This window comes from Lysinibacillus sp. NPDC047702, assembly GCF_050272555.1.
Lineage (GTDB): Bacteria > Bacillota > Bacilli > Bacillales_A > Planococcaceae > Lysinibacillus.
Genome location: NZ_JBNNMG010000015.1, coordinates 29,084 through 52,965 on the forward strand (window position 1 = coordinate 29,084; position 23,882 = coordinate 52,965).

The 23,882-nt window shown below is 34.9% G+C and carries 23 protein-coding genes and 1 pseudogene; 13 read left to right on the plus strand and 11 right to left on the minus strand.

The features are described 5' to 3' along the window. Positions 1 to 104 precede the first annotated feature (104 nt). The 8 genes from ACQKIM_RS09940 (at position 105) to ACQKIM_RS09975 (ending at position 9,160) form a co-directional block, all read left to right on the plus strand. On the plus strand, positions 105 to 1,100 hold the full coding sequence (locus tag ACQKIM_RS09940; RefSeq protein WP_427542745.1) for a LacI family DNA-binding transcriptional regulator: 996 nt from the start codon (positions 105 to 107) through the stop codon (positions 1,098 to 1,100). A 100-nt stretch (positions 1,101 to 1,200) separates the two neighbouring features. Beyond that, positions 1,201 to 2,622 carry an aldehyde dehydrogenase family protein gene (locus ACQKIM_RS09945; protein ID WP_427542748.1) on the plus strand — a complete coding sequence of 474 codons (1,422 nt, stop codon included), beginning with the start codon at positions 1,201 to 1,203 and terminating at the stop codon, positions 2,620 to 2,622. Between the two features lie 21 nt (positions 2,623 to 2,643). Beyond that, positions 2,644 to 3,489: an AhlS family quorum-quenching N-acyl homoserine lactonase gene (gene ahlS / locus ACQKIM_RS09950; RefSeq protein WP_427542751.1), complete on the plus strand. Its 846-nt coding sequence runs from the start codon at positions 2,644 to 2,646 to the stop codon at positions 3,487 to 3,489. 17 nt (positions 3,490 to 3,506) lie between these two features. Next, positions 3,507 to 4,688, plus strand: a complete 1,182-nt coding sequence (locus tag ACQKIM_RS09955) for an iron-containing alcohol dehydrogenase (RefSeq protein ID WP_427542754.1) — start codon at positions 3,507 to 3,509, stop codon at positions 4,686 to 4,688. A gap of 113 nt (positions 4,689 to 4,801) precedes the next feature. Continuing rightward, positions 4,802 to 5,275 carry a sigma-70 family RNA polymerase sigma factor gene (locus tag ACQKIM_RS09960; protein ID WP_427542757.1) on the plus strand — a complete coding sequence of 158 codons (474 nt, stop codon included), beginning with the start codon at positions 4,802 to 4,804 and terminating at the stop codon, positions 5,273 to 5,275. Further along, positions 5,276 to 6,574 carry a DUF4179 domain-containing protein gene (locus tag ACQKIM_RS09965; protein ID WP_427542760.1) on the plus strand — a complete coding sequence of 433 codons (1,299 nt, stop codon included), beginning with the start codon at positions 5,276 to 5,278 and terminating at the stop codon, positions 6,572 to 6,574. Positions 6,575 to 6,726: 152 nt separating this feature from the next. Further along, positions 6,727 to 7,065: a hypothetical protein gene (locus tag ACQKIM_RS09970; protein ID WP_427542763.1), complete on the plus strand. Its 339-nt coding sequence runs from the start codon at positions 6,727 to 6,729 to the stop codon at positions 7,063 to 7,065. Positions 7,066 to 7,078: 13 nt separating this feature from the next. After that, complete coding sequence (locus ACQKIM_RS09975; RefSeq protein ID WP_427542765.1) at positions 7,079 to 9,160, plus strand: ankyrin repeat domain-containing protein; 2,082 nt, start codon at positions 7,079 to 7,081, stop codon at positions 9,158 to 9,160. A 118-nt stretch (positions 9,161 to 9,278) separates the two neighbouring features. Here ACQKIM_RS09975 and ACQKIM_RS09980 read toward each other — a convergent pair whose 3' ends face one another. Then, positions 9,279 to 9,788 (minus strand): ferritin, encoded by a 510-nt coding sequence (locus tag ACQKIM_RS09980; RefSeq protein WP_427542768.1) that lies wholly within the window; start codon positions 9,786 to 9,788, stop codon positions 9,279 to 9,281. Positions 9,789 to 10,149: 361 nt separating this feature from the next. Then, complete coding sequence (locus tag ACQKIM_RS09985) at positions 10,150 to 10,911, minus strand: TerC family protein (protein ID WP_427542771.1); 762 nt, start codon at positions 10,909 to 10,911, stop codon at positions 10,150 to 10,152. A gap of 359 nt (positions 10,912 to 11,270) precedes the next feature. On the opposite strand from ACQKIM_RS09985, the gene ACQKIM_RS09990 reads away from it, so the two are divergent. Beyond that, positions 11,271 to 11,471 carry a ParA family protein gene (locus ACQKIM_RS09990; RefSeq protein ID WP_427542774.1) on the plus strand — a complete coding sequence of 67 codons (201 nt, stop codon included), beginning with the start codon at positions 11,271 to 11,273 and terminating at the stop codon, positions 11,469 to 11,471. A 1,094-nt stretch (positions 11,472 to 12,565) separates the two neighbouring features. On the opposite strand, the gene ACQKIM_RS09995 is transcribed toward ACQKIM_RS09990, so the two are convergent. From ACQKIM_RS09995 to ACQKIM_RS10010, 4 genes are all read right to left on the minus strand, one after another. Beyond that, the gene (locus tag ACQKIM_RS09995; RefSeq protein ID WP_427542777.1) at positions 12,566 to 12,955 is read right to left on the minus strand and encodes a spore coat protein; all 390 of its coding nucleotides are present in this window, start codon (positions 12,953 to 12,955) and stop codon (positions 12,566 to 12,568) included. Between the two features lie 613 nt (positions 12,956 to 13,568). Then, the gene (locus ACQKIM_RS10000; RefSeq protein ID WP_427542780.1) at positions 13,569 to 13,664 is read right to left on the minus strand and encodes a YjcZ family sporulation protein; all 96 of its coding nucleotides are present in this window, start codon (positions 13,662 to 13,664) and stop codon (positions 13,569 to 13,571) included. Between the two features lie 617 nt (positions 13,665 to 14,281). After that, positions 14,282 to 14,392: a YjcZ family sporulation protein gene (locus ACQKIM_RS10005; protein WP_427542783.1), complete on the minus strand. Its 111-nt coding sequence runs from the start codon at positions 14,390 to 14,392 to the stop codon at positions 14,282 to 14,284. A 392-nt stretch (positions 14,393 to 14,784) separates the two neighbouring features. Then, a complete protein-coding gene (locus tag ACQKIM_RS10010; protein ID WP_427542786.1) occupies positions 14,785 to 14,916 on the minus strand; it encodes a YjcZ family sporulation protein in 132 nt (43 codons plus the stop codon). A 568-nt stretch (positions 14,917 to 15,484) separates the two neighbouring features. On the opposite strand from ACQKIM_RS10010, the gene ACQKIM_RS10015 reads away from it, so the two are divergent. Continuing rightward, a complete protein-coding gene (locus tag ACQKIM_RS10015) occupies positions 15,485 to 16,228 on the plus strand; it encodes a CsxC family protein (protein WP_427542884.1) in 744 nt (247 codons plus the stop codon). A gap of 343 nt (positions 16,229 to 16,571) precedes the next feature. Here ACQKIM_RS10015 and ACQKIM_RS10020 read toward each other — a convergent pair whose 3' ends face one another. Next, complete coding sequence (locus ACQKIM_RS10020; RefSeq protein ID WP_427542789.1) at positions 16,572 to 16,871, minus strand: hypothetical protein; 300 nt, start codon at positions 16,869 to 16,871, stop codon at positions 16,572 to 16,574. Positions 16,872 to 17,441: 570 nt separating this feature from the next. On the opposite strand from ACQKIM_RS10020, the pseudogene ACQKIM_RS10025 reads away from it, so the two are divergent. Continuing rightward, positions 17,442 to 17,639, plus strand: a pseudogene (locus ACQKIM_RS10025) (multidrug ABC transporter ATP-binding protein); the annotation flags it as partial. Positions 17,640 to 17,730: 91 nt separating this feature from the next. Here the strand turns inward: ACQKIM_RS10025 and ACQKIM_RS10030 are convergent. The 4 genes from ACQKIM_RS10030 to ACQKIM_RS10045 all read right to left on the minus strand — a co-directional run bounded on the left by ACQKIM_RS10030 (position 17,731) and on the right by ACQKIM_RS10045 (position 21,893). Further along, entirely contained in the window at positions 17,731 to 19,197 is a 1,467-nt protein-coding gene (locus tag ACQKIM_RS10030; RefSeq protein WP_427542792.1) for a spore germination protein, read from the minus strand. Beyond that, positions 19,197 to 20,321, minus strand: coding sequence for an endospore germination permease (locus ACQKIM_RS10035; RefSeq protein WP_427542795.1), 1,125 nt, complete (start codon positions 20,319 to 20,321; stop codon positions 19,197 to 19,199). Before ACQKIM_RS10035 ends, ACQKIM_RS10030 begins: the two co-directional genes overlap by 1 nt. Before the next feature lie 170 nt (positions 20,322 to 20,491). Continuing rightward, on the minus strand, positions 20,492 to 21,382 hold the full coding sequence (locus ACQKIM_RS10040) for an RsiV family protein (protein ID WP_427542798.1): 891 nt from the start codon (positions 21,380 to 21,382) through the stop codon (positions 20,492 to 20,494). Continuing rightward, positions 21,375 to 21,893, minus strand: coding sequence for an RNA polymerase sigma factor (locus ACQKIM_RS10045; RefSeq protein WP_427542801.1), 519 nt, complete (start codon positions 21,891 to 21,893; stop codon positions 21,375 to 21,377). The genes ACQKIM_RS10040 and ACQKIM_RS10045 overlap by 8 nt, the downstream gene beginning before the upstream one ends. A gap of 453 nt (positions 21,894 to 22,346) precedes the next feature. Between ACQKIM_RS10045 and ACQKIM_RS10050 the strand changes: the two genes are divergently transcribed. Both ACQKIM_RS10050 and ACQKIM_RS10055 read left to right on the plus strand, forming a co-directional pair. Then, positions 22,347 to 22,772 carry a hypothetical protein gene (locus tag ACQKIM_RS10050; RefSeq protein WP_427542804.1) on the plus strand — a complete coding sequence of 142 codons (426 nt, stop codon included), beginning with the start codon at positions 22,347 to 22,349 and terminating at the stop codon, positions 22,770 to 22,772. 75 nt (positions 22,773 to 22,847) lie between these two features. Continuing rightward, a complete protein-coding gene (locus tag ACQKIM_RS10055; RefSeq protein WP_427542807.1) occupies positions 22,848 to 23,840 on the plus strand; it encodes an LLM class flavin-dependent oxidoreductase in 993 nt (330 codons plus the stop codon). Positions 23,841 to 23,882 lie beyond the last annotated feature (42 nt).

Genomic DNA, 23,882 nt, shown 5'->3' on the forward strand with positions numbered 1-23,882 from the left:
ACCTTCCAAGATGTTAAATCACTCATTATACATCTATGACTGTCTATTAACATTATCCCTGTAATGGTATAAAATAGGCTTACAAAGATGAAATGGGTGGTTTTTTGGTATCTTCAAAAGATGTGGCAAAGTATGCAGGTGTTTCTCAAACAACTGTGTCTAGAGTATTAAATACGCCTGAGTTAGTTAAGCCTAAAACAATTGAAAAGGTAATGAAGGCGATCGAGGAATTAAATTACATTCCAAATGATATAGCAAGATCACTTGTTCAGCAAAAAACAGGGACAATCACATTGATTTCAGGACCTTTACACAATCCTTTTTTTGTAGATACAACAACAGCAATTGTTAACTATGCTAATGCTCAAGGCTATAAAGTTCATGTTTATTTTGGAACAGAGGATAACTTAGACACGATTTATAATTCCGTTTTAGAAACGAAGGCTGATGCGATTATTTTATCATCAATGCTGTATACAGATACTTTATTTTTTAAGCTAGAAAAATTGGGCATACCGTTTATCATGTTTAATCGCAAGCATCAAGAAAATAGGCATTTTGTAGAGATTGATAATGTAAAAGCAGGATATATCGCAACAAATCATATTTTATCTTTAGATCATCGTGATATTTGCTGGATTGGTGGTCCCCATGAAATGAGTACTTTTTATGGAAGGTACAAGGGCTTTGAAAAGGCCTTAGAGGATCACGGAATTGATGCAAAAACAGTGCCGTTTTTTTTTACAAATACCAATAAAATTGATATTGAACGAGTATTTGAAGAGATTGTACAGCTTCCGAAGCGACCAACTGCTATTTGTGCAGCGACAGATGCTATAGCGATTGAAATAATAAATTTATGTTTAGCGCAGGGCTTTAGGGTGCCAGAGGAATTTAACGTAATAGGTATAGATAATGTTGAGCTTAGTAAACATCATTCTATTGCCTTAACAACGGTAGGCTTAGAGTCAGAAAAAAACCTTGGATTTATGGCAATTGAAAAATTATTTGAGGTTATGGAGAAAAAAAATACTTGCATCCAGCAAACCGAATCTGTTAAACTTTTCCCAAGAAATACAACGTGTAAGAAAATAAACTGATATACGTCAGTTTGTTTTTTTACACCGAAATGGTTACGTATTCATTTCTTTATATTCTGAAATGAATACGTAACCATTAAAAGAAAGGAGTGATTAAGTCTTGAAAAGGGGCTTATGGATGAATGGACAATGGCAAATGACAGATGAATTTATGGAGGTTCAAGCCCCCTATTCAAAAGAGGTAATTGCAAAGTTTGCGATGGCAACTGAACAGGATGTACAGGATGCCATTGAAAGCGCACAAGCTGCAGCCACTGACATGGCAGCCTTAACTGCGTTCCAACGAGCAGAAATATTGGAGCATCTATCCAGTTTGTTTTTGGAAAATCGTGAGGAAGCAGCTAGTATTATTTCACTAGAATCAGCAAAACCATTAAAGTATGCCTTTGCTGAAATTGATCGCACGATTGAAACCTATAAATTTGCAGCAGAGGAAGCAAAACGCTTATCTGGCGAAATGATTCCGATGGACGCTTCTAAAAATGGGGAAGGGCGCTTTGCCTATACGATTCGGGAACCAATAGGCGTTATTGCAGCTATTACACCATTTAATTTTCCACAAAATTTAGTAGCTCATAAAGTAGGACCAGCTTTAGCTGCGGGCAATACGATTGTGTTAAAGCCAGCTACTCAAACAGCTTTATCAGCTCATTTTCTAGCAAAATTATTGGCACAAACTAATTTACCAGCAGGAGCTTTTAATCTAGTGACTGGGCAAGGGAAATTAGTAGGGGATGTATTTTTAGCACATCCTAATGTAAAAATGATAACGTTTACGGGAAGCCCTGCTGTAGGTATTTCACTACGAAATCGTGCTGGTTTAAAAAAGGTCACATTAGAATTAGGCTCAAATGCAGGGGTGATTGTTGACGAAGGGGTTCAACTTGATCAGATTATGGACCGAATTGTTATGGGGGCATTTTCAAATCAAGGTCAGGTATGTATCTCACTGCAGCGAATATATGTAATGGATAGTATGTTGAATGAGTTTTTAGAAAAGCTAAGTGCTAAAGTTGCGCAGCTTATCATTGGCGATCCACTTGAGCAAACAACAGATATAGCCATGATGATTTCAGAATCAGAGCAACAGCGGGCCCTACAATGGATTGAAGAAGCGGTTGCTGAGGGGGCAAAAATAATAACTGGTGGTCATATTGATAATAATGTTTTACTGCCAACTGTGTTATCCAACGTATCCTCACATAGCAGAGTGTTATGTGAAGAAATTTTTGCACCAGTTGTGATCGTGAATTCAGTGTCTACTATAGAGGAGGCAATAGAAGCTGTTAATGATTCTCATTATGGCTTACAGGCAGGTATTTTTACACCATCGATAGAGACTGCTTTTAAGGCTTCAAGGGCATTACAGGTAGGGGGTGTCCTTATCAATGATGTGCCAACTTATCGTGTAGATCATATGCCATATGGTGGCGTAAAAGAAAGTGGCACAGGTCGTGAGGGCATAAAATATGCAATAGAGGAAATGACAGAAATGAAGCTTGTTATTTGGAATAACCAATAATCACGAATGGAGATGGAAGAAATGAAGATTATCAAACAACACCCAAAATTGTATGTAATGGATAATGGTACGATGCGAATGGATAAAAACTATATGATTGCCATGCATAACCCAGCAACGATTGATCATCCAAACCAGCCAAATGAATTTGTAGAATTTCCCGTTTATACAGTTTTAATCGATCATCCAGAAGGGAAAATATTATTTGATACAGCATGTAATCCAAACTCAATGGGACCTGAGGGGCGTTGGGGAGAATTTACACAGAAAGCATTTCCTATTAACATGCCAGAAGAATGCTATTTACATCATCGATTAGAAGAGTTGAATGTGCGTCCTGAGGATATTAAATATGTTGTTGCCTCCCATTTACATTTAGATCATGCAGGCTGCTTAGAGCTGTTTACAAATGCTACGATTATCGTACAGGAAGATGAATTCAATGGTACACTTCAAACCTATGCGAGAAATGTAAAAGAAGGTGCCTATATTTGGGGTGACATTGATATGTGGATTAAAAATAATTTACAATGGCGCCTCATTAAACGTGGTGAGGATAACGTGAAGCTTGCAGAAGGGATTCAAGTATTGAATTTTGGCAGTGGTCATGCCTGGGGTATGCTTGGTCTGCATATTAATATGCCAGAAACGGGTGGTATTATTTTAGCTTCAGATGCCATTTACACAGCCGAAAGCTATGGTCCACCTGTCAAGCCACCAGGCATTATTTATGATTCGGTTGGCTATAATTCTACAGTTGAACGAATTCGCCGACTTGCCAATGAAACGAACTCACAGGTTTGGTTTGGTCATGATCCTGTCCAATTTAAATCATTTAGAAAATCGACGGAAGGTCACTATGAATAGTTAGGAGTAGATCATTTATGCATAAATTAACCTTTACTCCTGTAAGTTATACAGGCTGGGGATGCTTAAATCAACTTCTACCTGAAGTAGAAAGATTTAAAGCTACCAATATATTAATTGTCACAGACCCATTTTTAAAAGAATTAGGGTTAACAGATAAAATCCAACAACCCTTGCTTTCAAAGGGATACGCGACTACGATTTATACAGATATTGCCCCAGAGCCACCACTTGCTATTGGAGAAAAGCTAGTTGACTTTACTAGAAAGCATCACTTTGATTTAGTCATCGGTTTAGGTGGCGGAAGTGCTCTAGATTTAGCCAAGCTTGCTGCCGTATTAGCAGTACATGATGGAAAAGTAGCGGATTACTTAAATTTAACAGGCACAAAAACACTAGAACAAAAAGGATTACCCAAAATTTTAATACCCACTACATCTGGAACTGGCTCAGAAGTGACAAATATTTCTGTGCTATCGCTTGAAACAACAAAAGACGTTGTGGCACATGACTACTTATTGGCGGATATTGCTATCGTAGACCCAGAGTTAACGATTTCATTACCACCAAAAATAACAGCTGCAACAGGCGTAGATGCCTTAACACATGCAATTGAGGCATATGTTTCAATCAATGCAAATGAAGTAACTGATGCCCTTGCATTACAGGCAATTCGCTTAATCAGTGGCTCGATTCGCACGGCTGTGCAGGACGGACAAAATAAGCAGGCTCGTTCAGATATGAGCTATGGTAGTTATTTAGCTGGCTTGGCCTTTTTCAATGCTGGAGTAGCAGGTGTCCATGCTCTAGCCTATCCATTGGGCGGTCAATTTCATATAGCTCATGGCGATTCCAACGCAGTGCTTTTACCATATGTCATGGGGTATATTCGTCAAAGCTGTGAAAAGCGTATGAAAGATATTTTAGATGCAATGGGTATCTCATCTGCCTATTTATCACAAGAAGAAGCTTCCTATAAATGTGTAGATGCATTACAACAACTCGTTCAAGATGTTAATATTCCTTCAACATTAAAGGGATTTAATATACCAGAAGAAGCCTTGGAACAATTAACGTCTGATGCAACAAAGCAAACAAGAATTTTAGCCCGAAGTCCAATGCTACTAGAACGAGAAGATATCTATGCTATTTATAGAGCTGCATTTGATGGAGAAGTTCGCGAGCCTCATAGATCATAATGAAGATAAGAGAAACGTTGATTTAACGTTTCTCTTTTTTATGAAGAAATTTAACATTAAAATGAACGATACTGTTATTTCAACGGTCTAATAAATAGAAAGGAGAGAGAAAGATGGATGAACAGGATTTTTTATATTTACTTAAACAATATGAACAGACCATGTATCGAATGGCTTTTGCCTATTTAAAAAATGAGCATGATGCTATTGAAGCTGTACAAGAAGCTACTTATCGAAGCTTAAAAAAGAAACATACTTTGAAAGAACCAGTTTATTTTGGTACTTGGCTTGTTCGAATTTTACTGAATGTTTGTCATGATATGCGTAATAAAAGTATGCGACTTCATTTACAGGAAGATATAGAAATTGGAGAAAACGTACATACCCACGACCGCTTTGAAATGACGGATATCATTACCAAACTACCTAAGGAGCAACAGGAGCTAATTTTTCTAAAATATTTTCATGACTATAGAAATCAAGATATTGCTGTCCTTCAAAATATACCAGAAGGTACTGTGAAATCTAGATTGCATTCGGCATTGAAAAAGCTAAAACTTTATTTTCAGGAGAAAGGGGAGTTGTAGGTGAAGAAGGAAGAAAAGTATGACTATGATACATTTATCCAAGAATTAGCACAAATTCATGTTCCACATGATCAATTAGCTGAAGCACATATGGAAAGTGTCCGTCGCTATCAAAAAGAAAAACGGAAACGACTGCAAATATGGAAAGGCATGGCTCTAACTTGTGCACTTCTAATGATTTTTCTGGGATCTATCCGTTTATCACCAGCTTTTGCTAGTGTCGTTAGCAATATTCCAGGGCTTTCACCACTTGTTCAGATGATTACGTATGATAAAGGTGTTGCTGATATCCTTGATAATCACTATTATGAGGAATTAGGGCAAACCCAAGCCAAAAATGACTTATCGTTTACACTTCAGGGGGTAATTGCCGATGAAACAGGGATGATTTTACCCTATAAATTTTCTGCACCAATGGATCTTCGAGGTTTAGATACTGAGAAAATAGAGCTTCGTTTAAACGGTGAAGTATTAAATGCTGAAGTAGATTTTTACAGGTATCGTGAAGTAGAATTTTTTCAAATTGAAGATAATTTGATTGTTACATTCTTTGAACCAATAAATTATGAAAATGCCCAATTTGAATTATATATTCAATTTGCAGATGAGAAACAAACTGAATTTTCGTTTCCATTTACACTTAAAAGGGAAATTGCGCAAACAAAGACCTATGAATTGAATGAGAAAATGAGCTTCGAAGGACAAAATATTACGGTTAAGTCAGTCTCGATTTCACCAATTCGCACCGGTGTGACAATCGCACTCGACCCCAATAATGATAAAAGTATTTATGATTTTGATGATATACGTCTTTTGGATGAAAAAGGGGAGGAATGGTCTTCAATTCGTAGAGGTTTAGTAGCTACAGGATCAGCTACTGGAGAAACAACATACTTTATGCAAAGTAATTACTTTAGAGAGCCGGAGAAGCTAACTTTATCTATTGGTAAAGTACTAGTATTTCGAAAAGAACAGGATTATATTGAAGTAGATTTTAATCAGAATAAGGTGTTATCTAAGCCACCTATTCCAGGTTTACAAATAAAAGTAGAGAAACCAATGGTGACATTAAATATACCAACCTCAAGTTATATACAAGGATTTAATGGTAATGCAGCAGATGCAAATGATTATGGTGTAGACGCAGAAAGTGAAGTTATAAATAGTAATAATGACTATCTGTCTGAACAAATTGAAATATTAGACCTAAATGGAGTTACTAATCCAGTTCGCCTGTATTTTATAACAGATGAACTCTATTTAGAGGGAACGCAACAAGTAGATATTTCCTTGAAATAGAGTGGTATTTCCTTATTTTGGAAAGAGAGAAACGTTCATTTTGAGCGTTTCTTTTTTATATCAAAATCAATCAAGGTTCCTGAAATATATAGTAAATAATGGGTAATTAGTATATAATATTATTTATTTTTCAATATGTGGAGGATGTGCTAATGAAACTGGTACTACAGATAACAAGTATGATTTTATTTGTTACAGCTTTAATCTTTAGTTTATCTCAAATATCAAGTTTAAAGGAAGAAAGAGAGGATATGAAGTACTGGGAAAAAGCAGCGAATGAACATTATGATAACAATCTTATAGAAGAAAGATATTTTATCTTTAAAGATAGTTATACCACTCATCTTACAACAACTTTGGTATCAACAATATCAATTGTGTTAACAGGAATATTCTTTCTAGCAATAGCTAAAATTATTTCATTACTTCAAGAAATAAGTTCAAAAGTTACTAATAAGCCTCAAGAAGAAGAATTCGAATTGTTGAATTAATAGGAGGAATAGAATGTTAGTTGATATAAATTGTCCAGTTGAATTGCTTGAGTATCAGCTATATAGAAGTAAAAAAACAGGCAAAATTTATTGTTCATTTAGATTTAATAATATATCAGAAGAAAGTATAAAAGGTTTTAATGCTACCGTCTATTGTTATGATCAATTTGGTGAACCAGTAGGAATGGAATCAAATAGCTTTGAATATACACAGCAGTTTACTGAATCTATAAAGCCCAACAAGTTATTTGATAATGGTGAAAAAATTTCATTAGATAATTTTCGCAATACAAGGAAAATTGATATCGTTATTCATAAAGTACTATTTAGTGATGAAACTACATGGACTAAAAAGGAAACTGAACTAGAGAATGTAGAACTAAAAGAAATTAATCACCCCAAGCAATTATCTTATGTAAAAACACATGAAGGAAATGATGCAAAATACTATTCACAAATAGTAAATGATAAATGGCTATGTGTATGTGGACGTCTTAACTTGGAGGATACGAAAACATGTAAACGATGTAAAAGAGAAAAAAAGCGTGTTCTTTCAATGTATAGGAATGATGAAGCAATAAATGAAAATATTACATTATATGAAAAACAGATAGAGGATAATAAAAAGGAAGAACTAGCAGAAAAAGAACGTCAACATAAAATATATAAGAAAAAGGTAAAGAGAGTTGCTAAATATTGCTCAATCTTTATAAGCCTTTTATTGCTTATCAGTATTGCAGTTTATGGCTTTATCACCAAGTTTACATTTTCATGGGATAATTATCTTTTATTAAAAGATAAGAATAACTCTTTAATTGAGGCAGTTAAAATGGAGGATATAAAGAATATAGAATTTTTACTTAAAAATGGTGCAGATGTTACTTTTACAAATAAAGACGGTGAAAATTCGGTAAGTGAAGCTATAAAATTACCAAATAAAAAAATAGCTTTGTCATTAATGAATAAAGAAATAGGAAGTATAAAGGTTGGTAAAGAAAAAGATACTCTTGCACATATTGCGGCCATAAATAAACAATATGAAATACTAAAAGAGCTTCATCAATTTGGGGTTGATATGAACGTAAAAAATGAGCAAGGGCACACGGTGTTATATTATGCGATAAAAATAGGGAACAAAGATATGATTGACTATCTTGTTCATGAAATTAAAGTAAATCTTCAGGAAGTGGACAATGAGGGAAATAATATAGTGCAAGTAGCCCTATTACATCAGTTCAACAATATAGATTTAATAAAGGAATTATTGAACCTAGACCTTGATTTTAATAGAAAGAATGCAACGGGTCAAAATACATATGAAACGGCTATTCTTACTCAAAATAAGGATATTGTTCAAATATTTATTGAGAATGGACTAAATCTCAATAAGGTTGATGAAAATGGAAATAATGCTATTCATATCTTACTTACTCATAAAACAGATAATATGACATTCTTGTCTGAGCTAATCAAAAAGGGAACAAATCTAAATGGACTAAATAAGCAAGGTCAAACACCATTATATTTAGCAATATTAAATGGAGATAAAAATACTGTTGAGGTGCTACTTAAAAATAAGGTAAATCTAAATAGTGTAAATAGTAACGGGGAGTCAGCAGTGGAGATTGCTGAAAAGCATAACCAATCATTGGTGGAATTATTTGAACGGGGTAAATTTATCATTAAGATCGATAAACAAAAAAATGAATTTTTAGTAAATGGGATTGCTTTAGGTTCCTCGAGAAAAGATGTAGTAAATCGATTAGGTGCTCCAGATAAAAAGGATTTTAAATATTTTGATAATACTATAGCCTGTAATTATTATTACTTAAACGATAGTACGGGGAAAGGAAAGATAGAGACAGAATATTGCTTTTATGATGACGATACAATTGAATCTATTTCGTTTGATTTTTATTCTAAACATCTGAATGAAAAATGGTATAAAAATTTAGGAAAACCATTTGTTAATGAAGAAGCCCCTATCTTCTATTTAAAGGGTACTGAACAAACATTACTATTAAAACCGAATGAAGAGATAGGGTTTCTTTCATATGCGGATGGGAATTTTTATTATTATTACGATAAAAATTGAGCTGTTATTTAATTAGCAAAAATAAGCGACTAAGTTTCCGAGAAAAATTTCTTCAAAAACTTAGTCGCTTTTGCATTTTCCAAATTAAATTTTCATTTAAAATAGGCTAAATGAAATTCTATGCCTCAGCATCAGGCGTAAATGTACGTGTAGCTAATTCTGCATCTAGCATAAAGATAGCATTGGAGTCATTTTCAATACGTTCAATTTTACGGATTAGAGTATCGAATGTTGATTCTTCCTCTACCTGTTCATCAATAAACCATTTTAAGAATGCCATTGTCGCATGCTCACGTTCATCTAAAGCGATGTCTGACAAATTGTAAATACGACGTGTCACTTCTTTTTCATGAGAAAGCGCAGTTTTGAAGGCAGCTAAAATCGATTCGAAATGGTTACCTGGACTATCAAAGCCTTGGATGGTTGCACGGTAGCCCATATCACTTAGGAAATTATAAAATTTCATAGCATGGAAGCGTTCTTCCTCCGCCTGTACTAAAAAGAAATTAGCAAAGCCATCATAATCTTGATCTGTACAGTAGGCAGCCATCGCCATATAGGCATGTGCTGAGTAAAATTCAAAATTCATTTGATCATTTAGTGCTGTGTGTAGTTTTTCAGATAACATAAAAGTTCCTCCCTTTGCAGTAAATACCTTCTGCTCACTTCTAGTATACAGCGAAGAGAGGCAGACATACAAAAATTTAATTTTTCGCAGTAAATCCTACAAAACTTAATTGATATTAGTTTTCAATTAGAATTTTTAATCAAAATCATTTTGAAATACTGATGCTTTAGATAATGGATATAAAAAATCGCCTAGAATATTTCGAGGGCACTGAAAAAGTCGATTTGCCACAAAAATTGTGATGCAAATCGACTTTTTTAAGTTTTTAAATCTAACAAAAGACAAATTTCTAATATAAAAAAGTGAATTTTTTTAGTCTTTCAGTGTCCTTAATAATTCTAGGCAATTTTTTCAAAGTATATTATTTTGGATTTTTCGTTTGATTTTTGACACCCACTAAATAACCACCAAGGGCGATACCTACTAACACAATCCAGAAAGTCACTTTCCATAAAGTGGAGTGAGGGAATTCATGTGGAATTACACCTAGTTTTTCGTGTGCTAATGTTAATACCGCTAACTTTACACCAACCCATCCAACAATTAGGAAGGCAGCTGTTTCAAGAGATGGGAATTTATCGAGCACACGTACAAACCAACGTGCTGCAAATCGCATCATAATAACACCGATAATTCCACCTAGGAACATAACTGCAAATTGCCCTGCATTAATACCGCCAATATCAAAATCACCGATATGTGGTAATGTTACTGCAATAGCAACTGCTGCTAAAATTGAATCTACTGCAAAGGCGATGTCAGCTAGCTCTACTTTCACTACTGTCATCCAGAAGCCAGATTTCTTTTTAGGCTCTTCAATTTCTTCTGGATTTTGCGAGGCTTTCCGAGAATCATAAATATGCTTGATAGACATGAATAATAAATAGGCAGCACCTATAGCTTGAATTTGCCAGAAATTAACGAGTGTTGTGATAAGGAATAGCGCGGCGAAGCGGAAAATAAATGCACCCACTAAACCATATAATAATGCTTTTTGTTGCTGAGCCTTTGGTAAATGTTTAACCATTACAGCCATCACGACAGCGTTATCAGCAGCTAATAAACCCTCTAGTACAATTAATACAACGAGTACCCATGCGTATTCAAATAAAATTGCCTCCAAATTTGTTTCCTCCTTTAATTTTAAATAGAAGTGAATGACTGCTTTTAACTTAGTCTTTCCCTATTTTAGGCAAAAGAAAAAGACCTATGCCTAAAAAATAGGCAAAGGTCTTGCTAAGCGATTAACTGTATGTATACAGAAAAAATATCTTATCATTTAAGATATGCCTTCACACCCGATGGTCAAAAACCATGTAATGACGAATGTGAAATCAGATGGATTACTCGCATCTGCTAGCTACTCCCCTTTGACAATAATGTCAAAAGCTATTCAATTCTTTATATACGAATTATAACACTTTAAAAATTAAATGCAAATAGAAATATGTAAATATGGCGAAAAAATACTAGATTGGATGAATGAAAACAATCAGCATTATTAATTTAAAAGGCTGGGTAGCTAAAACAATTTCGGCTATCAATATCGCTTTCACACTGGTAGTGGTGCATGGGAAACGTGTATTGCTCATTGATAACGACAAACAAGGTAACACATCTAATTTTTTCAGGCTGTACGACCCCAATAGTAATGGATTATCAGAGTTATTAACAAGTCATTAGAAAAACAGGTTATGAAGAGCTAGACATTATCACTGCCATATGAATTTGTTAAGAGCCAATAAAGAAATCTTGGTGAATGTGTCACGCCCTTAGCAAACGAAAAACGATTGGATTTTTAAGAGATTAGAAGCTGTAGAAATAGAGCACAGATTACATGTTGGAGAATTACAAATAAGAACTAAACGTTTTTTGTTGTAGAAAAAGAAGCAGAATTCGAAGAGATCTTTCCAAATATCGAACGTTGCTACGAATTTATAACACAAAATTATCACATTAAGGGGTGAATCGCGGTGGAAACTTGTTGGAGTTCTAAACACGGTGGTTATATAAAGTGCCCTGTAAAGGATTGCAACTTACTAAAGCTCACTGTCGATTAGAGCATAGTATGAGTCGTGAAGAAGTAAGAGAAAAATATGGTTTACCCAAAAATGTTTTAAAACTTAATAATAAGCAAATTCAAACCTGCTTAAGAACAGGAAATAAAAGGGGCTAAATCACAATGATCGATATTAGAAATTAACGACTGGAAAAGAGCATACATCTTTTGGGTGCACTGAAACAATAGATAAGGGTAAAAAGGCGGTATCTTGTAGGTAAGTAAGACGAGAAATCTATGAGCTTTCACTTACATAAGGAATGTAACAAGGTTATTGCAAAGGATAAATGGTTTTCTGGAAGCAGTCTTGATTCCTTTTCAGTGGGTGTCAAAACACCTACTGAAATAGAGGAACTCAGGCTAAGAACTTCACATCCTGTGAAAACGCCTGAGTGACCAACATCATGTTGCTGCCGCTGCGTTAGCACTACGCTTTCGCGCAAAAAACATCTGTTGGCCCAAAGTCTCCAGTGGATGTCACGGATTTTCAAAGGAATGAGCCTAAAACCTTCGCATCCTGCAAAAACGGCTAACCGACCTGCATCGGTAAAAACGCCACGTCCTGTGGCATTACAGAAATGATCGACATCGTATCGACCCTCGTGCAGGCCTGGGCACAATTTAAAATTGTTTATCTGTGCAAAGCGAAGCGTCAGCAACAAATGTTTTTTGTAGCGAAAACAAAGCGGCTGCTACAATTACGCCAAGGCGAAATTGATTAATTAATGAAATCTTGAGGAACACATTCACGAACACCAGAATTTCTTAATGAGTTAAATAAAGCTGCACTGATTCTTAATAAAACATTGTTATCAGTGCCATTTTCTAAATCATAGATTACAAAGTATGAATTATTGACTGTAAAAATACATTTCCGTTCTAATTTAAATCCAGGTGGTACAGGAGGAAGGTTAAAACGTGGTACAACTACAGGTGTATCTCCTTCATCTCTGATAAAATTGAAAGTTTGTTGGTCAATCTCATAGATATTAACTGGATCAATCTCCACACCTTTATCTGGAATTGTAATTTCATCTTCAACTAATAGGAAAAAGCGTTCGTTTCGAAAATTGAAAAGACTTCTCGCTCCAATTTCAAATGATGCCATTTTATATTCACCTCCTTTTCATATAATATTTTATTCATATCGAATACAGTTGTTTGGACAATAAGGAAGGCGAAGTGAAGAATAATAAAAATAACCATTTATAGTAATTGTTCTAGCATGCTACTAAAAGGCAGATGGATAAATGGTTGTGGTTACAGCATGGTTTGAAAGATATGATTGGTATGGGAGAAAAACAGTTCTATGAACAGATCGTTCAGTTAATTTTCATTTTTAACATTCTTTAAGATTGGCGTAAGATTTTTGTATGAGTCATATCTAACCAAGTGTGGCTTTTTATTATGCCCTGAGAGGTTGAGTGCAAAATTGAAAAAGGAAAAATATTAAGAGGGTCACTTGGGATGGAGTGACCCTCAGTAACGAAATTCGGAGGTGTAAGACTAAATTAGCTTACATTACTATTAATATGACGTAATAGCAATTTTTGTATAGTTCATAGCCTGAGCAATAGACTTAAAAAGCTCAGCGTCGTCACATGCTATAGAAAAAAATATTAAAAGGGTCACACGGAGGATAGTGACCCTTACTAATGATTTGAATGTGTAAAAGGATAAGTTTCTAATAGTTATGAGCATAGAGGTGGTGGTATTGAATATTAATAACTGATGAAACTAACGCCAACAATAATTAGAAGAATGAATAGAACAACAATTAGAGCAAATGATGAACCAGAACCACTACTATAAGACATAATATTTTCCCTCCTTTCTATGTCTATAATATGCATAGTTGTAGAAAGTGAGGAGGTATTTATCCAACTAAGAGTTCCTTGAATAAAAAATTTTGGAAAATAATCAATAAGTTTTCGGGTCACGTTCAGTTAACCAAGTATGATAAGAAATGAATTCAATTTCTTTAATCCTGTTTGCGTTCTCCAAAGGGCTTCCCACCGCAAAACTTTATTACACAGTCGGTTAAAGAAAATATTATTCAGGAATCACACTTTAAGGATATCCAGAACGGAACAATGATCATTGATCGTTTGGTTGGGCTTTATATTACGTTTCAGCAAAGACGTAGTAAAAGCTAATTTAATATACTAATTAAATCATTAACTTTCTGTGAATAACGTTGGTTCCCAGATTGTTGAGTGATAAAAAACTACATCTATGAAAGAACTTTGAATAATGAAAAAATCGCATTTAAGAGAGTAACTCTTGAATACGATTTTTGTTTATAATACTATATCAAATTACGTAAGAAAAATTTAAAAGGGTCACACGGAGGATAGTGACCCTTTGATATATTAGAAGGAAAGGTAATTTTTTATTCTATTAATAATAGCATTAGAGGCTCTAATGGGTATTATTAATAACGGATGAAACTAGTACCAACAATAATCAGTAGAATGAAAAGAACAACAATTAGTGCAAATCCTGCACCAGAACCATAGCCACCGCCGCCATTACATTCTGACATAATATCTTCCCCCCTTTCTATTATCTATCATATGAACGGTTGTTAAAATGAACTGCGATAATTATCTACTTAATATAAATTAATTTTAAAATTTTATATCTTAGATATATATCAAGAGGTTTAATGAAAAAAAGAGGCTGGGACAAAAAGAAAAAATGTTAGATCGATTGTATCTCGGTCTAACATTTTTTGATTTAAGAAGAATCAATCAACTCAGTGAAACGGAAAATTTATTATCCATTTTCGTTATTTTTCAAAATAATTAAGTTCTGTCCCAGCCTCATGTAATGAGATGATGTAAAGCTTGATAAACTTTACATCATTAAATTTCGATTTTGTAATAGTTAGCAGCGGAGGTTTTTTAGATTAAAATACATGAAAGATTAATTATATTAATACATGAAAGTTGCGCCGACAATAATCAGAAGAATAAATAACACAACAATTAGGACGAATGATGAGCCACTATTGCCGCCATAATAGCAATTGTTATTAATGCCTCCTACATTACCGTAGTATCCCATAAAATATCCCTCCTTTTATGATCTATAATATGTATAGTTGTAGAAAATTAAAAGGTATTCATCTATAAAACAACATTTAGTAATAAAATGTATTGTTTCCTTCAAGGGAATAAATATGGTGATCTCTAAAGGTCATATCCAATGGGGTATGGCTTTTAATTTTGCAATGGTGGGACGTATAAAACTTTGGGGAGGTGAGAGTTTGCTATCCCAAGTCCACTTTTTGTAAGGATACAAGTATAAGTTACAAGGAATAAAATGTGGGGAGAAAAGATTGATTTGGTTAGGAAGGGAGACTCAAAAATGTACTATCTATTCTTTGAGTTTTCCAGTTAGAGAATATAACTAAACAATTAAAACCAGACGCACATTAAAGGTGAGTATCCAGCATTTTAATGTTCATTCTTATCTTTAATTCTAAAATTCCCTTTTTTAAAATCAGAAAAAACTAGTATACACATCCATACATAGATTTAATCGCTACATATTCTAGCAATATAGAGAGCGCACTCTAATACTAAAAAAATGAAAAGAGGGATTTTTTTTGAGTGATCAATTAAATAATCAAATGCTACCTTGCCCAGTAACGTCAACTGAACAAATACCATTAAATAGTGAGGCTACTCCACTAGCCGTTACATCGATTACGGCTCCAATTATTAAAGTTCCAGTTGCGCTTGCAGAACCAACACTTCAAATAGTTGTGGAATCAGATATTACGCTTGATCCTGCAGCAACTGAAATTAAAAGAGTGAAGAAAAATGTTTTCCTAAATCAAGTTAAACTAGTACCAGTTAGGTTTGCACGTATTGACAACACTGACTTTTTTAGAGTAACAAGAGCTAAATTATTTGTAGCAGGGCATATTCGCAAAAATATAGAATATGCATCAGCGGCATGTAATGGAGCGCTACAAGATAGAATTGCTGATGTTCCGTTTTCTGGCTTTACAGACCTAACTTTCCCGCAAACACCTGGAGGTCCTACTCCAATCTTAGGAATTTCTGAGTTTGCAGAAGCGAACTTCCTGAATGAAAGAACCCAATTGGATGCTCGATTGGATAAGGCTTTCTTCCAAAATCTCGTTAAGTACAATGAACAACCATTTGGCGAGTTAGTCGCTGCTAACTTCTTTGAACTTGATTTTTCACCAGTTATGGCATCACCTGAAGGTGCTTTCCGCACATTGCGTGAAAAAATCGTGCTTGAATTAACTGTAAAAGTACTGCAAGTTCAACAAGTCCGCCTTGGCGCTGGTAGTGCTGTAATAACTCCTGTTCTTTTCGGACTTACTCCTCCTACTAGCCCTTGATATTCTCTAGTTTTTAGTGGAGCAGAACAAATAAAAAAGGCAGTTCACAGTAACAAAATGTAATTGAAAAAATAACTCATAATATTTAATGGGCACTATTAAAAAATCTAATATTTGAGTTGGCAGTTGAAAGTTCGGTTAAATCTGAATTTCAACTGCTTTTTAGTGCATGGTGAACTATCATTAGATAATTGGCTGGAATGTGTGTTGAAAAATTTTTTTGATTCTTTCTTCTATGTTGTTGTCTCTCCATTGTTTGTTTTAACAAAATCAAGTTCTACAGCTTCTTATTATAATTTTGTATCTAATAAATCTTGGTAATTCCAAAAAAAAAAGTTCCTATTTATCTAGGGAAACGGGGAAACATTTGATTTCCAAAGCCGGGGGAAAATGGTCTCATACCTGGGAAAAACGGAGTTCCGACTGGGAAAAATGGGCTCTCAATCTCAATTGGGAAAAACTCGATCTCTGTTGGAAAAAACGGGCTCATACCTGGGAAGAATTGTCTGCCAACTGGAAAAAACGGGCTCATACCTGGGAAGAACTGTCTTCCAACTGGAGAAAACGGACTCGTACCTGGAAAAAATGGTCTCATACCTGGGGGAAATTGGCGCCCTTCGTTAAAGCGCATTGGATTTACCATTTTTTTAACTCCCTTCAATTGATATAGTATAGGCTATGTTCAATCAATGGAGTGGCTTAGACTAAGACACAAGTTGTTTGTAAATTGCCTCCTATAGACAGAATGTTTTCTACAATTGTCAATAAGAAAAAAACTAAATGTTCTCGTAAGGAGGGTTATATTGGCGGAGATAATTATTTAAAAAGACCACTTTTTTAGGGTCTTCAAAAAGTCTACTAAGTGCTATTATCGTTAATTCTTTATAGCTAAGTCACTAAACGAAATGGGACCAACTACGTTTGCTTGTGTCAACAGTAGATCGATAGAAGTTGGCACCAGCTATTTATTTGGAATCAATGACTTGAAATGTAAAGGTATAGGTTTGTTGATTTTACTCCATCTTGAGTATTATAGATTACTTTCCTGTTACGGAAGATTCTAAATACAATTTGGTAAGTATAAGGCATGGGGAATTTAGTAATTGCTTTCCTATAATGCATAGTTATAAAAACCTTTTAAGGATAGATAAAATTTCTAAGTTTTAATTTTAGAAAAATAGCCAAGCAACAATTGGACAAAGTATTGAACCTACTTGTGATTGCCCATCTATTAGCAACTATTCGCAATGCTGATCGGGTTCTTGTTGTTACGCCAAATGGAATTGAAAAAGATGGCACTTATGATGAGCTAGTGGCGCAAAATGGACTATTCGCTAAGCTACATCTTATTCAATTCCGCAAAGGTCAAGGCGAATTATCTATACAACATTTTGTAGAAATAAACACATAAATAAATAAAATCTCCCCTCATCAATAATTAAAAGGGGAGATTTATTTTATTATCAAGCATCAACTAAGAAATGCTCAAACTAATAGAAGCTTTACTTTGTTTTCTTTTGCTTATTTGAAGAAGTTCGTGTGTAATCTTGTGGAGCTAGCGCTTTATTACGTTCTGTATAGCCCTTTGGTGAGAGTCGGAAGATGGATTTTTTAATGGTAGACCAATTTAAATCTGTGGCAAGATTCATGTAAGAATAACCATAGATTCGAATGTTGCATAAGTATAAAAGTGTCACGTATAAAGAGACGAAAAATCCAAATAAACCCAAAAATCCGCTTGCAAGAATAAAAACAATACGTAATAAGCTGATTGTAGTGACTAGAGATTGGTTCACTAATGTAAATGATGCAATTGTAGAGATGGCAATGATTACAATCATTTCTGGACTTGTTACACCAGCGCGAATGGCTGCATCTCCAATAATCAATCCACCTACAACACTTATCGTTCCTCCAATAACAGAGGGGAGCCGTAAACCAGCTTCACGGAATAATTCGAACATCAGCAGCATGAGCAGCATTTCGAGTGAGGAGGGGAGTGGCAACCCTGTTTTCGCTTGGACTACTGTTGCTAAAAGCTGCAATGGTAGCTGGTTTTGATGGTAGGTGGTCAAGGCTAACCAAAATGCAGGTAGCAATAAACCAATTAAAATACCCGATATCCTTAATAAGCGTTCAACGGAACTAAATATAATAGGATATTCGTTATCCTCAGCAGATTTTAATAATAAAAATAAGTTGACAGGTGTGATGACTCCATAAGCTACACCATCGACAAAAATAAGAAAACGCCCTCTGATTAAAGCCTGTATGGCATAATCAGGACGTCCAGTATAATCGAATTTTGGGAAAAGCTTAGAGTTTTTATTAATACGTTCCATTAATAAATCCCCACTAAACACTATATCTGTATCAACAGATGCCAATTGCTTCTTAATGCCATGTAAAATATCCATATCGACAATATCATCAAAATATAGAATGGCTACAGTCGTTTTCGAGCGTTTACCTAGTTCTACTTTTTCAACACAAAAAGAGTTAGTTGGTAATCTTTTTCGCAAAAGAGCTATATTGACACGTATATCCTCAATAAAATTATCTCGGGGTCCCTTAACAAGAACCTCCATTCTCGTTTCTTCAGGATTTCGATTAGGCTTTTTCGCAATATTACTTGCATATAATAATTCCTCTTCCTCAAAATACAGCAGAAGAAACCCCGTATAGACAAATGTAATGGCCTCTTCTTTGTCTTTAACTTTTTGCAGTGTAGGGACATGGAGTTCGTTTTCAATATTTTCTTCCAGCGGTGCATCCGTTAAATGGTCGAAGAGATACTGAACGCGCTTTATAATGACTTCATTGAGTAACCGCTGGTCAATCATTGAATCACAGGTAACGAAATGTACTTTCTGTTGATTAAATGTATATTCCTGAAACTGTATATCGGCAGATTTTTGAAACAATTTTTTTAAGGTGCTTAGGTCAATAGCCTTCTCCTGCTGAGGCATTATGATTCACCACTTTCCATTTCTTGTTTGTCAGACTTACCCTTTTTAGAGGATTTATCTGAAAAGAATGCTGCTAGGACGAGTAGAATGGAGATTACAAAAAAGAAAATAACAGTAGTTGTTAATATATAGTTCCCTTTCACCTTTAAAAATATGTTTTCATTTAAAATAATTAATGGTAAACAAATAATGAAAAATGGTGGAGCGAGCATTCTCCAAATTTGCTTTGGATTACTAGTCATTTTTAATAAATCAGCCACTATATATAAAAGGAAGCTGACTCTGATAAATGTTCCAGTAAGCCACTGATAAATTGAGAAAAAGTCTAAATGCTCTATATAGCGACCGATGGAAACTAAGCCCCATTCCTCATAGGCAGGGTATCTTTGTTTAGCGGCTTCCACCGGGCCAAATTCTGTAATTGCGCCAATAAGAGGTCCTAAAGTAAGCCCCATTAATATGAAAAGCATGATGCCAAAATGATACCAGCGGATGCGTTCTTTATATTGATGCTGTAGAAATAACAACATCAATAGCTCAATAAATCCTGATGTAGGATAGATCATTCCCTTTAGAACAGGTGAAAAGCCATGCTCAAAAAGGGGAAGTAATAAATGGTATTCCTTCACCTGTATATTCGTAAATGCTACAAAGAAACCAAAGACTACTACCCCAAACAATACAAAAACATTTAAAATAACGATCGTTTGTAGACTTGTTGTGACAAGTAAAATACAAAGAATTGTATAAATAAATAACAAAATGATAACTGGTGTTTGCGGTAAAAATGTAGTGTTCACCCATTGTAGTGTTTCAACCATTGTAAAAGCTGCTAAAATAATCAAATATATAGCGATACAATAAATAACAATTGTTGAGCCTGTTTTTCCAAAAACTCCATCTAACCAATCTCTAATAGATTCTTGTTTTGACTTTGATTGAATATAAACTAACAAAAATAGCCAGAAGAATATAATTACAGCGGCTATTATCACGGAAGCCCAGCCATCTCTTTTTGCTACGTCAAGAAGCGGTGGAATAATAGTCACATGGTTTTTTAAGCCAATAACAGTCATAGATAAGAAAATAACATGTAAAATACTGATTGATCCTACACCCTTCATATGAATACCCTCTAACGTTAATTGATACCATTTAGTTTTGACAAAAAGTGAGCGGTTTATAAGTACGTTGACTCTCTCAAATGGAGAATTGTTGAATGGTTCAAGCTATTGAAAAAGCGAGGAACTTGACGTATATACATCAAATTCCTCGCTTTTTAAATTTTATATGTTTAATGAATGTATTGCATACTTACAAGATCAGTTTTTAACACATCGGTTGGGATTTCGAATTCAACAACACCCATATAACCAGGAGCAACTTCATATTTATCGAAGGAAATTACAAGCTTCCCTTTATCTGAAATATAGAATTGCTGCTCAGTGTTAATTGTTTTAAATTCTTCCATAAGCTCTTCATCAGAGAGACCTGCACCTTTTATCCAATATACTTTTTCTTGGTTGGATGCAGCAATCTGTGCCCGCATCTGTTCCTTAATATTATCACTTATAGTTTGAATATAATGATCGTCTTTAAAGAGCATTGGTAGTGTAATTAAAATTTCATTTTCTTTATCAATCGTATCATAGTGCATAACTGTAGAAGACGATCCGACTGTATTTACGATATAACGTCCAATTGATAGGATTTGGTCATTGTCAGTTTTAATGTCATAGCCACTATCTACTCCTAAATGGCCACCTCCATTTGCCTTCAAATCTCCGACCTCGGTGATAAAGTTATCGTAGAGGGCTTTACCTTCTGCACGGTATTTTTCGTTTAAAGTATTAGCAAGCTTTTGATTTTCAAGGTTTTCAATAGAGGGCACCTTAATGTTCGCATCGTATGTGTCCTCAGCTACTTCATATTCCGTCCATGTTAAAACCTTCACAACACTACCAACTAAAGGGATTTCAGAAAGTGTACGTGCCATTGCAGGACTGACATTTAAACCTGCTGTAAAAAGCATAGCGGCCGCTGCTGAACCAAGTAACCATTGAGGCGCTCGTTTTTTTCTCTTCTTTTTACCTTGTTGTAATGCACGTTCAACTACAAAATCAAGCTCCTTTGGAATGGGGACTTTATTATATTGTTTTTCTAGTTCTTTTAATTTTTCATCCATGTGCTGTTTCTCCCTTCACATCTTGCAATTGGATTTTCAAAAGTTTTAGCGCTTTATATAGACGCGATTTGACTGTACTCAGCTTTATGTTAAGGATAGTGGCAACATCAGCGAGCTTTAAATCTTCAAAATAGTGTAAAATAACAACTTCACGATACATTTGAGGTAACTCATCTAATGCATGTTCTAAGTCAACATTTTCATAGACGTCCTCCTGAGCAGGTGTTAAATATTGCAATGTATCATCGTCTGTCACTTGTAAGCGTTTATGCTTACGTAAAAAATCTATGGCTGTCCGTACGACAATCTTATAAAACCAGCTTTTCATATACTCGACATTTTCGAGGCGGTGAAGTGAAAGCATGGCTTTTTGGATACTGTCCTGTACGACATCTAGTGCGTCCTGTTCATTTTTTGTATAGCTATATGCGAGCAAATAAAACCGCTCTTTTTGTTCACGAATGAATTGGACAAACACCTCTTCATGTTGAAATGCATTTCTTGTTTTCATGTCCAAAGAAGCTCCTTTTTAACATTTTCAAATTGTATACACCTACTAGACGTATGGGGAAACAAAAAAAGTTGATGACATTCAAAAACTTATCCTAATATGAGATAAGTTTTATCATTTCAGTGTAGCTACATACTAATTTAGGCAATCTTCATATTTCGGGCTATTACGTAAATCTTACATATAAAGAGGACATCATAGTCATAATTTAAATGTTCAAAGTATATAAACATAAGGAGGGCATATTATTGCCTGGCTTAATTACTTTCTTTGCTGATTTATCGTAGCGAAATGAAAGTTAGCTGTAAATATCCGTCGACTAATTGAAATTGTATGTGAGCATTATGTATCTATTACATTTCTATAAAAAACGAAAATATTCTATTTTAAGTACTCATTTTAATGTATTATGTAGATAATGGTGTTTTTTACGTAAAGGGGATGTGATGACATTTGAGTTTAACAAATCATCTCAGAGTGTTTATTTGTGTAGTGTTTATGGGTGTATTGGTGGGGTATGTTTTTAATGCCAAAAAGGATATAACAGACAATGAATATATTGAAGTAGTAAAAGAGGGATATTTGTCCAATTTTTCAGATGTAACGGTTCGCAATGCATTTAATTATGCGTTTTTTGAACCCTATTGGCGATACTATGAGGCAAAAACGGGGGAGCATGTTGTCGAATTATCAGGTGATATTACGTTTCAAGGCAAAAAAGGACATGTCATATTACAATTTGTTGTAGATGAACAAAACTTGGCGTTTTCTGCTCATGCGATGAAGTTTAATGAAGCAGTGTTAAGTGTTGAGCAAAAAAACAATTTGATTGGCATGGTTTATAAGACTTGGCAGATGAAGCAGCTTGCTTATCAATAAGCTCTTTTATTTTATAAAAAATGCATCCTATATTACAGTAGAAAGGGGAGCCTACAGAGAGAGAGGATGTTTTCAATGAAGTTAAGTATTTTAGATCAAATGCCTATACCTAAAGGTCACACGGCTGAGGAGGCATTTCAACGTACAGAACAATTGGCACTTTTAGGTGAAGCGCTTGGTTTTCATCGTATGTGGCTGGCGGAGCACCATAATAGTAACTCGTTGGCAAGCTCTGCTCCAGAAGTTACAGCTGCTTTTTTAGCTGCGAAAACAAAGCGGCTTCGTATTGGTACTGGTGGAGTAATGATGATGCACTATTCACCCTATAAGCTAGCAGAGGTCTTTAAAACATTGAGTGGCTTGGCACCAAATCGTATTGACTTTGGCGTTGGCAGAGCCCCTGGTGGCGATCATGCCGCTATTTATGCTTTAGCAGAAGGGCGAAGACAGCGTTTTACAGAGCAATATGACAAGCTTGAAATTATATTAAAATTGATGAATAATCAAAAAACGGGAGAGTATGTCTATGATCAGGTTATAGCAGCACCCGTTGATATTCAGTTACCTGAGGCATGGTTGCTAGGTTCTAGCGGACAAAGTGCTATGCAGGCAGGACAGCTTGGTGTGGGCTATTCATATGCTCAATTTTTTACAGGTGATATGTCAAAGGATATTTTCGATTCCTATAGATCTCACTTTACGCCTTCCTATTACATGGAAAAATCTCAAATTATCGTTACCTATGCTGCAACTGTTGCAGATACCTTGGAAGAAGCAGAATATTTGGCTAAGCCTATTGATATTACACGTCTGTACTTGATGAAAGGGCAAATCATTCAAGGGATGTCACCCGAGGAGGCAAAGGATTTCCCGCTGACAGAAATGGATAAAATGGCAATTGCGAATAATCGCAAGGCTAATCTTGTAGGAACGCCTAAGGAAATCGCTGACTTTTTAGTAGCAGAGCAAGAGCATTACGGCTTTGACGAAGTTATGCTGAACTGCAATCAATATGCACAAGAAAGCCGTATGAATAGCTATAAGCTTCTTGCAAAAGAGTTATTATAGAAACATAAAATGTCCAATGCTTGTTGATTTACGCATTGGACA

Bases quoted from the DNA above. Each gene is read 5' to 3' on its own strand.
- ACQKIM_RS09980 (WP_427542768.1), bottom strand. From the start codon at position 9,788: ATGTTATCTGAAAAACTACACACAGCACTAAATGATCAAATGAATTTT.
- ACQKIM_RS10040 (WP_427542798.1), bottom strand. From the start codon at position 21,382: ATGGATGAAAAATTAAAAGAACTAGAAAAACAATATAATAAAGTCCCC.
- ACQKIM_RS10020 (WP_427542789.1), bottom strand. From the start codon at position 16,871: ATGGTAAATCCAATGCGCTTTAACGAAGGGCGCCAATTTCCCCCAGGT.
- ACQKIM_RS09960 (WP_427542757.1), top strand. From the start codon at position 4,802: ATGGATGAACAGGATTTTTTATATTTACTTAAACAATATGAACAGACC.
- ahlS (WP_427542751.1), top strand. From the start codon at position 2,644: ATGAAGATTATCAAACAACACCCAAAATTGTATGTAATGGATAATGGT.
- ACQKIM_RS10005 (WP_427542783.1), bottom strand. From the start codon at position 14,392: ATGTCAGAATGTAATGGCGGCGGTGGCTATGGTTCTGGTGCAGGATTT.
- ACQKIM_RS09975 (WP_427542765.1), top strand. From the start codon at position 7,079: ATGTTAGTTGATATAAATTGTCCAGTTGAATTGCTTGAGTATCAGCTA.
- ACQKIM_RS10035 (WP_427542795.1), bottom strand. From the start codon at position 20,321: ATGAAGGGTGTAGGATCAATCAGTATTTTACATGTTATTTTCTTATCT.
- ACQKIM_RS09995 (WP_427542777.1), bottom strand. From the start codon at position 12,955: ATGGCATCATTTGAAATTGGAGCGAGAAGTCTTTTCAATTTTCGAAAC.
- ACQKIM_RS10015 (WP_427542884.1), top strand. From the start codon at position 15,485: ATGCTACCTTGCCCAGTAACGTCAACTGAACAAATACCATTAAATAGT.
- ACQKIM_RS10030 (WP_427542792.1), bottom strand. From the start codon at position 19,197: ATGCCTCAGCAGGAGAAGGCTATTGACCTAAGCACCTTAAAAAAATTG.
- ACQKIM_RS09990 (WP_427542774.1), top strand. From the start codon at position 11,271: ATGAAAACAATCAGCATTATTAATTTAAAAGGCTGGGTAGCTAAAACA.
- ACQKIM_RS10045 (WP_427542801.1), bottom strand. From the start codon at position 21,893: ATGAAAACAAGAAATGCATTTCAACATGAAGAGGTGTTTGTCCAATTC.
- ACQKIM_RS10055 (WP_427542807.1), top strand. From the start codon at position 22,848: ATGAAGTTAAGTATTTTAGATCAAATGCCTATACCTAAAGGTCACACG.
- ACQKIM_RS09970 (WP_427542763.1), top strand. From the start codon at position 6,727: ATGAAACTGGTACTACAGATAACAAGTATGATTTTATTTGTTACAGCT.
- ACQKIM_RS10000 (WP_427542780.1), bottom strand. From the start codon at position 13,664: ATGTCTTATAGTAGTGGTTCTGGTTCATCATTTGCTCTAATTGTTGTT.
- ACQKIM_RS10010 (WP_427542786.1), bottom strand. From the start codon at position 14,916: ATGGGATACTACGGTAATGTAGGAGGCATTAATAACAATTGCTATTAT.
- ACQKIM_RS09955 (WP_427542754.1), top strand. From the start codon at position 3,507: ATGCATAAATTAACCTTTACTCCTGTAAGTTATACAGGCTGGGGATGC.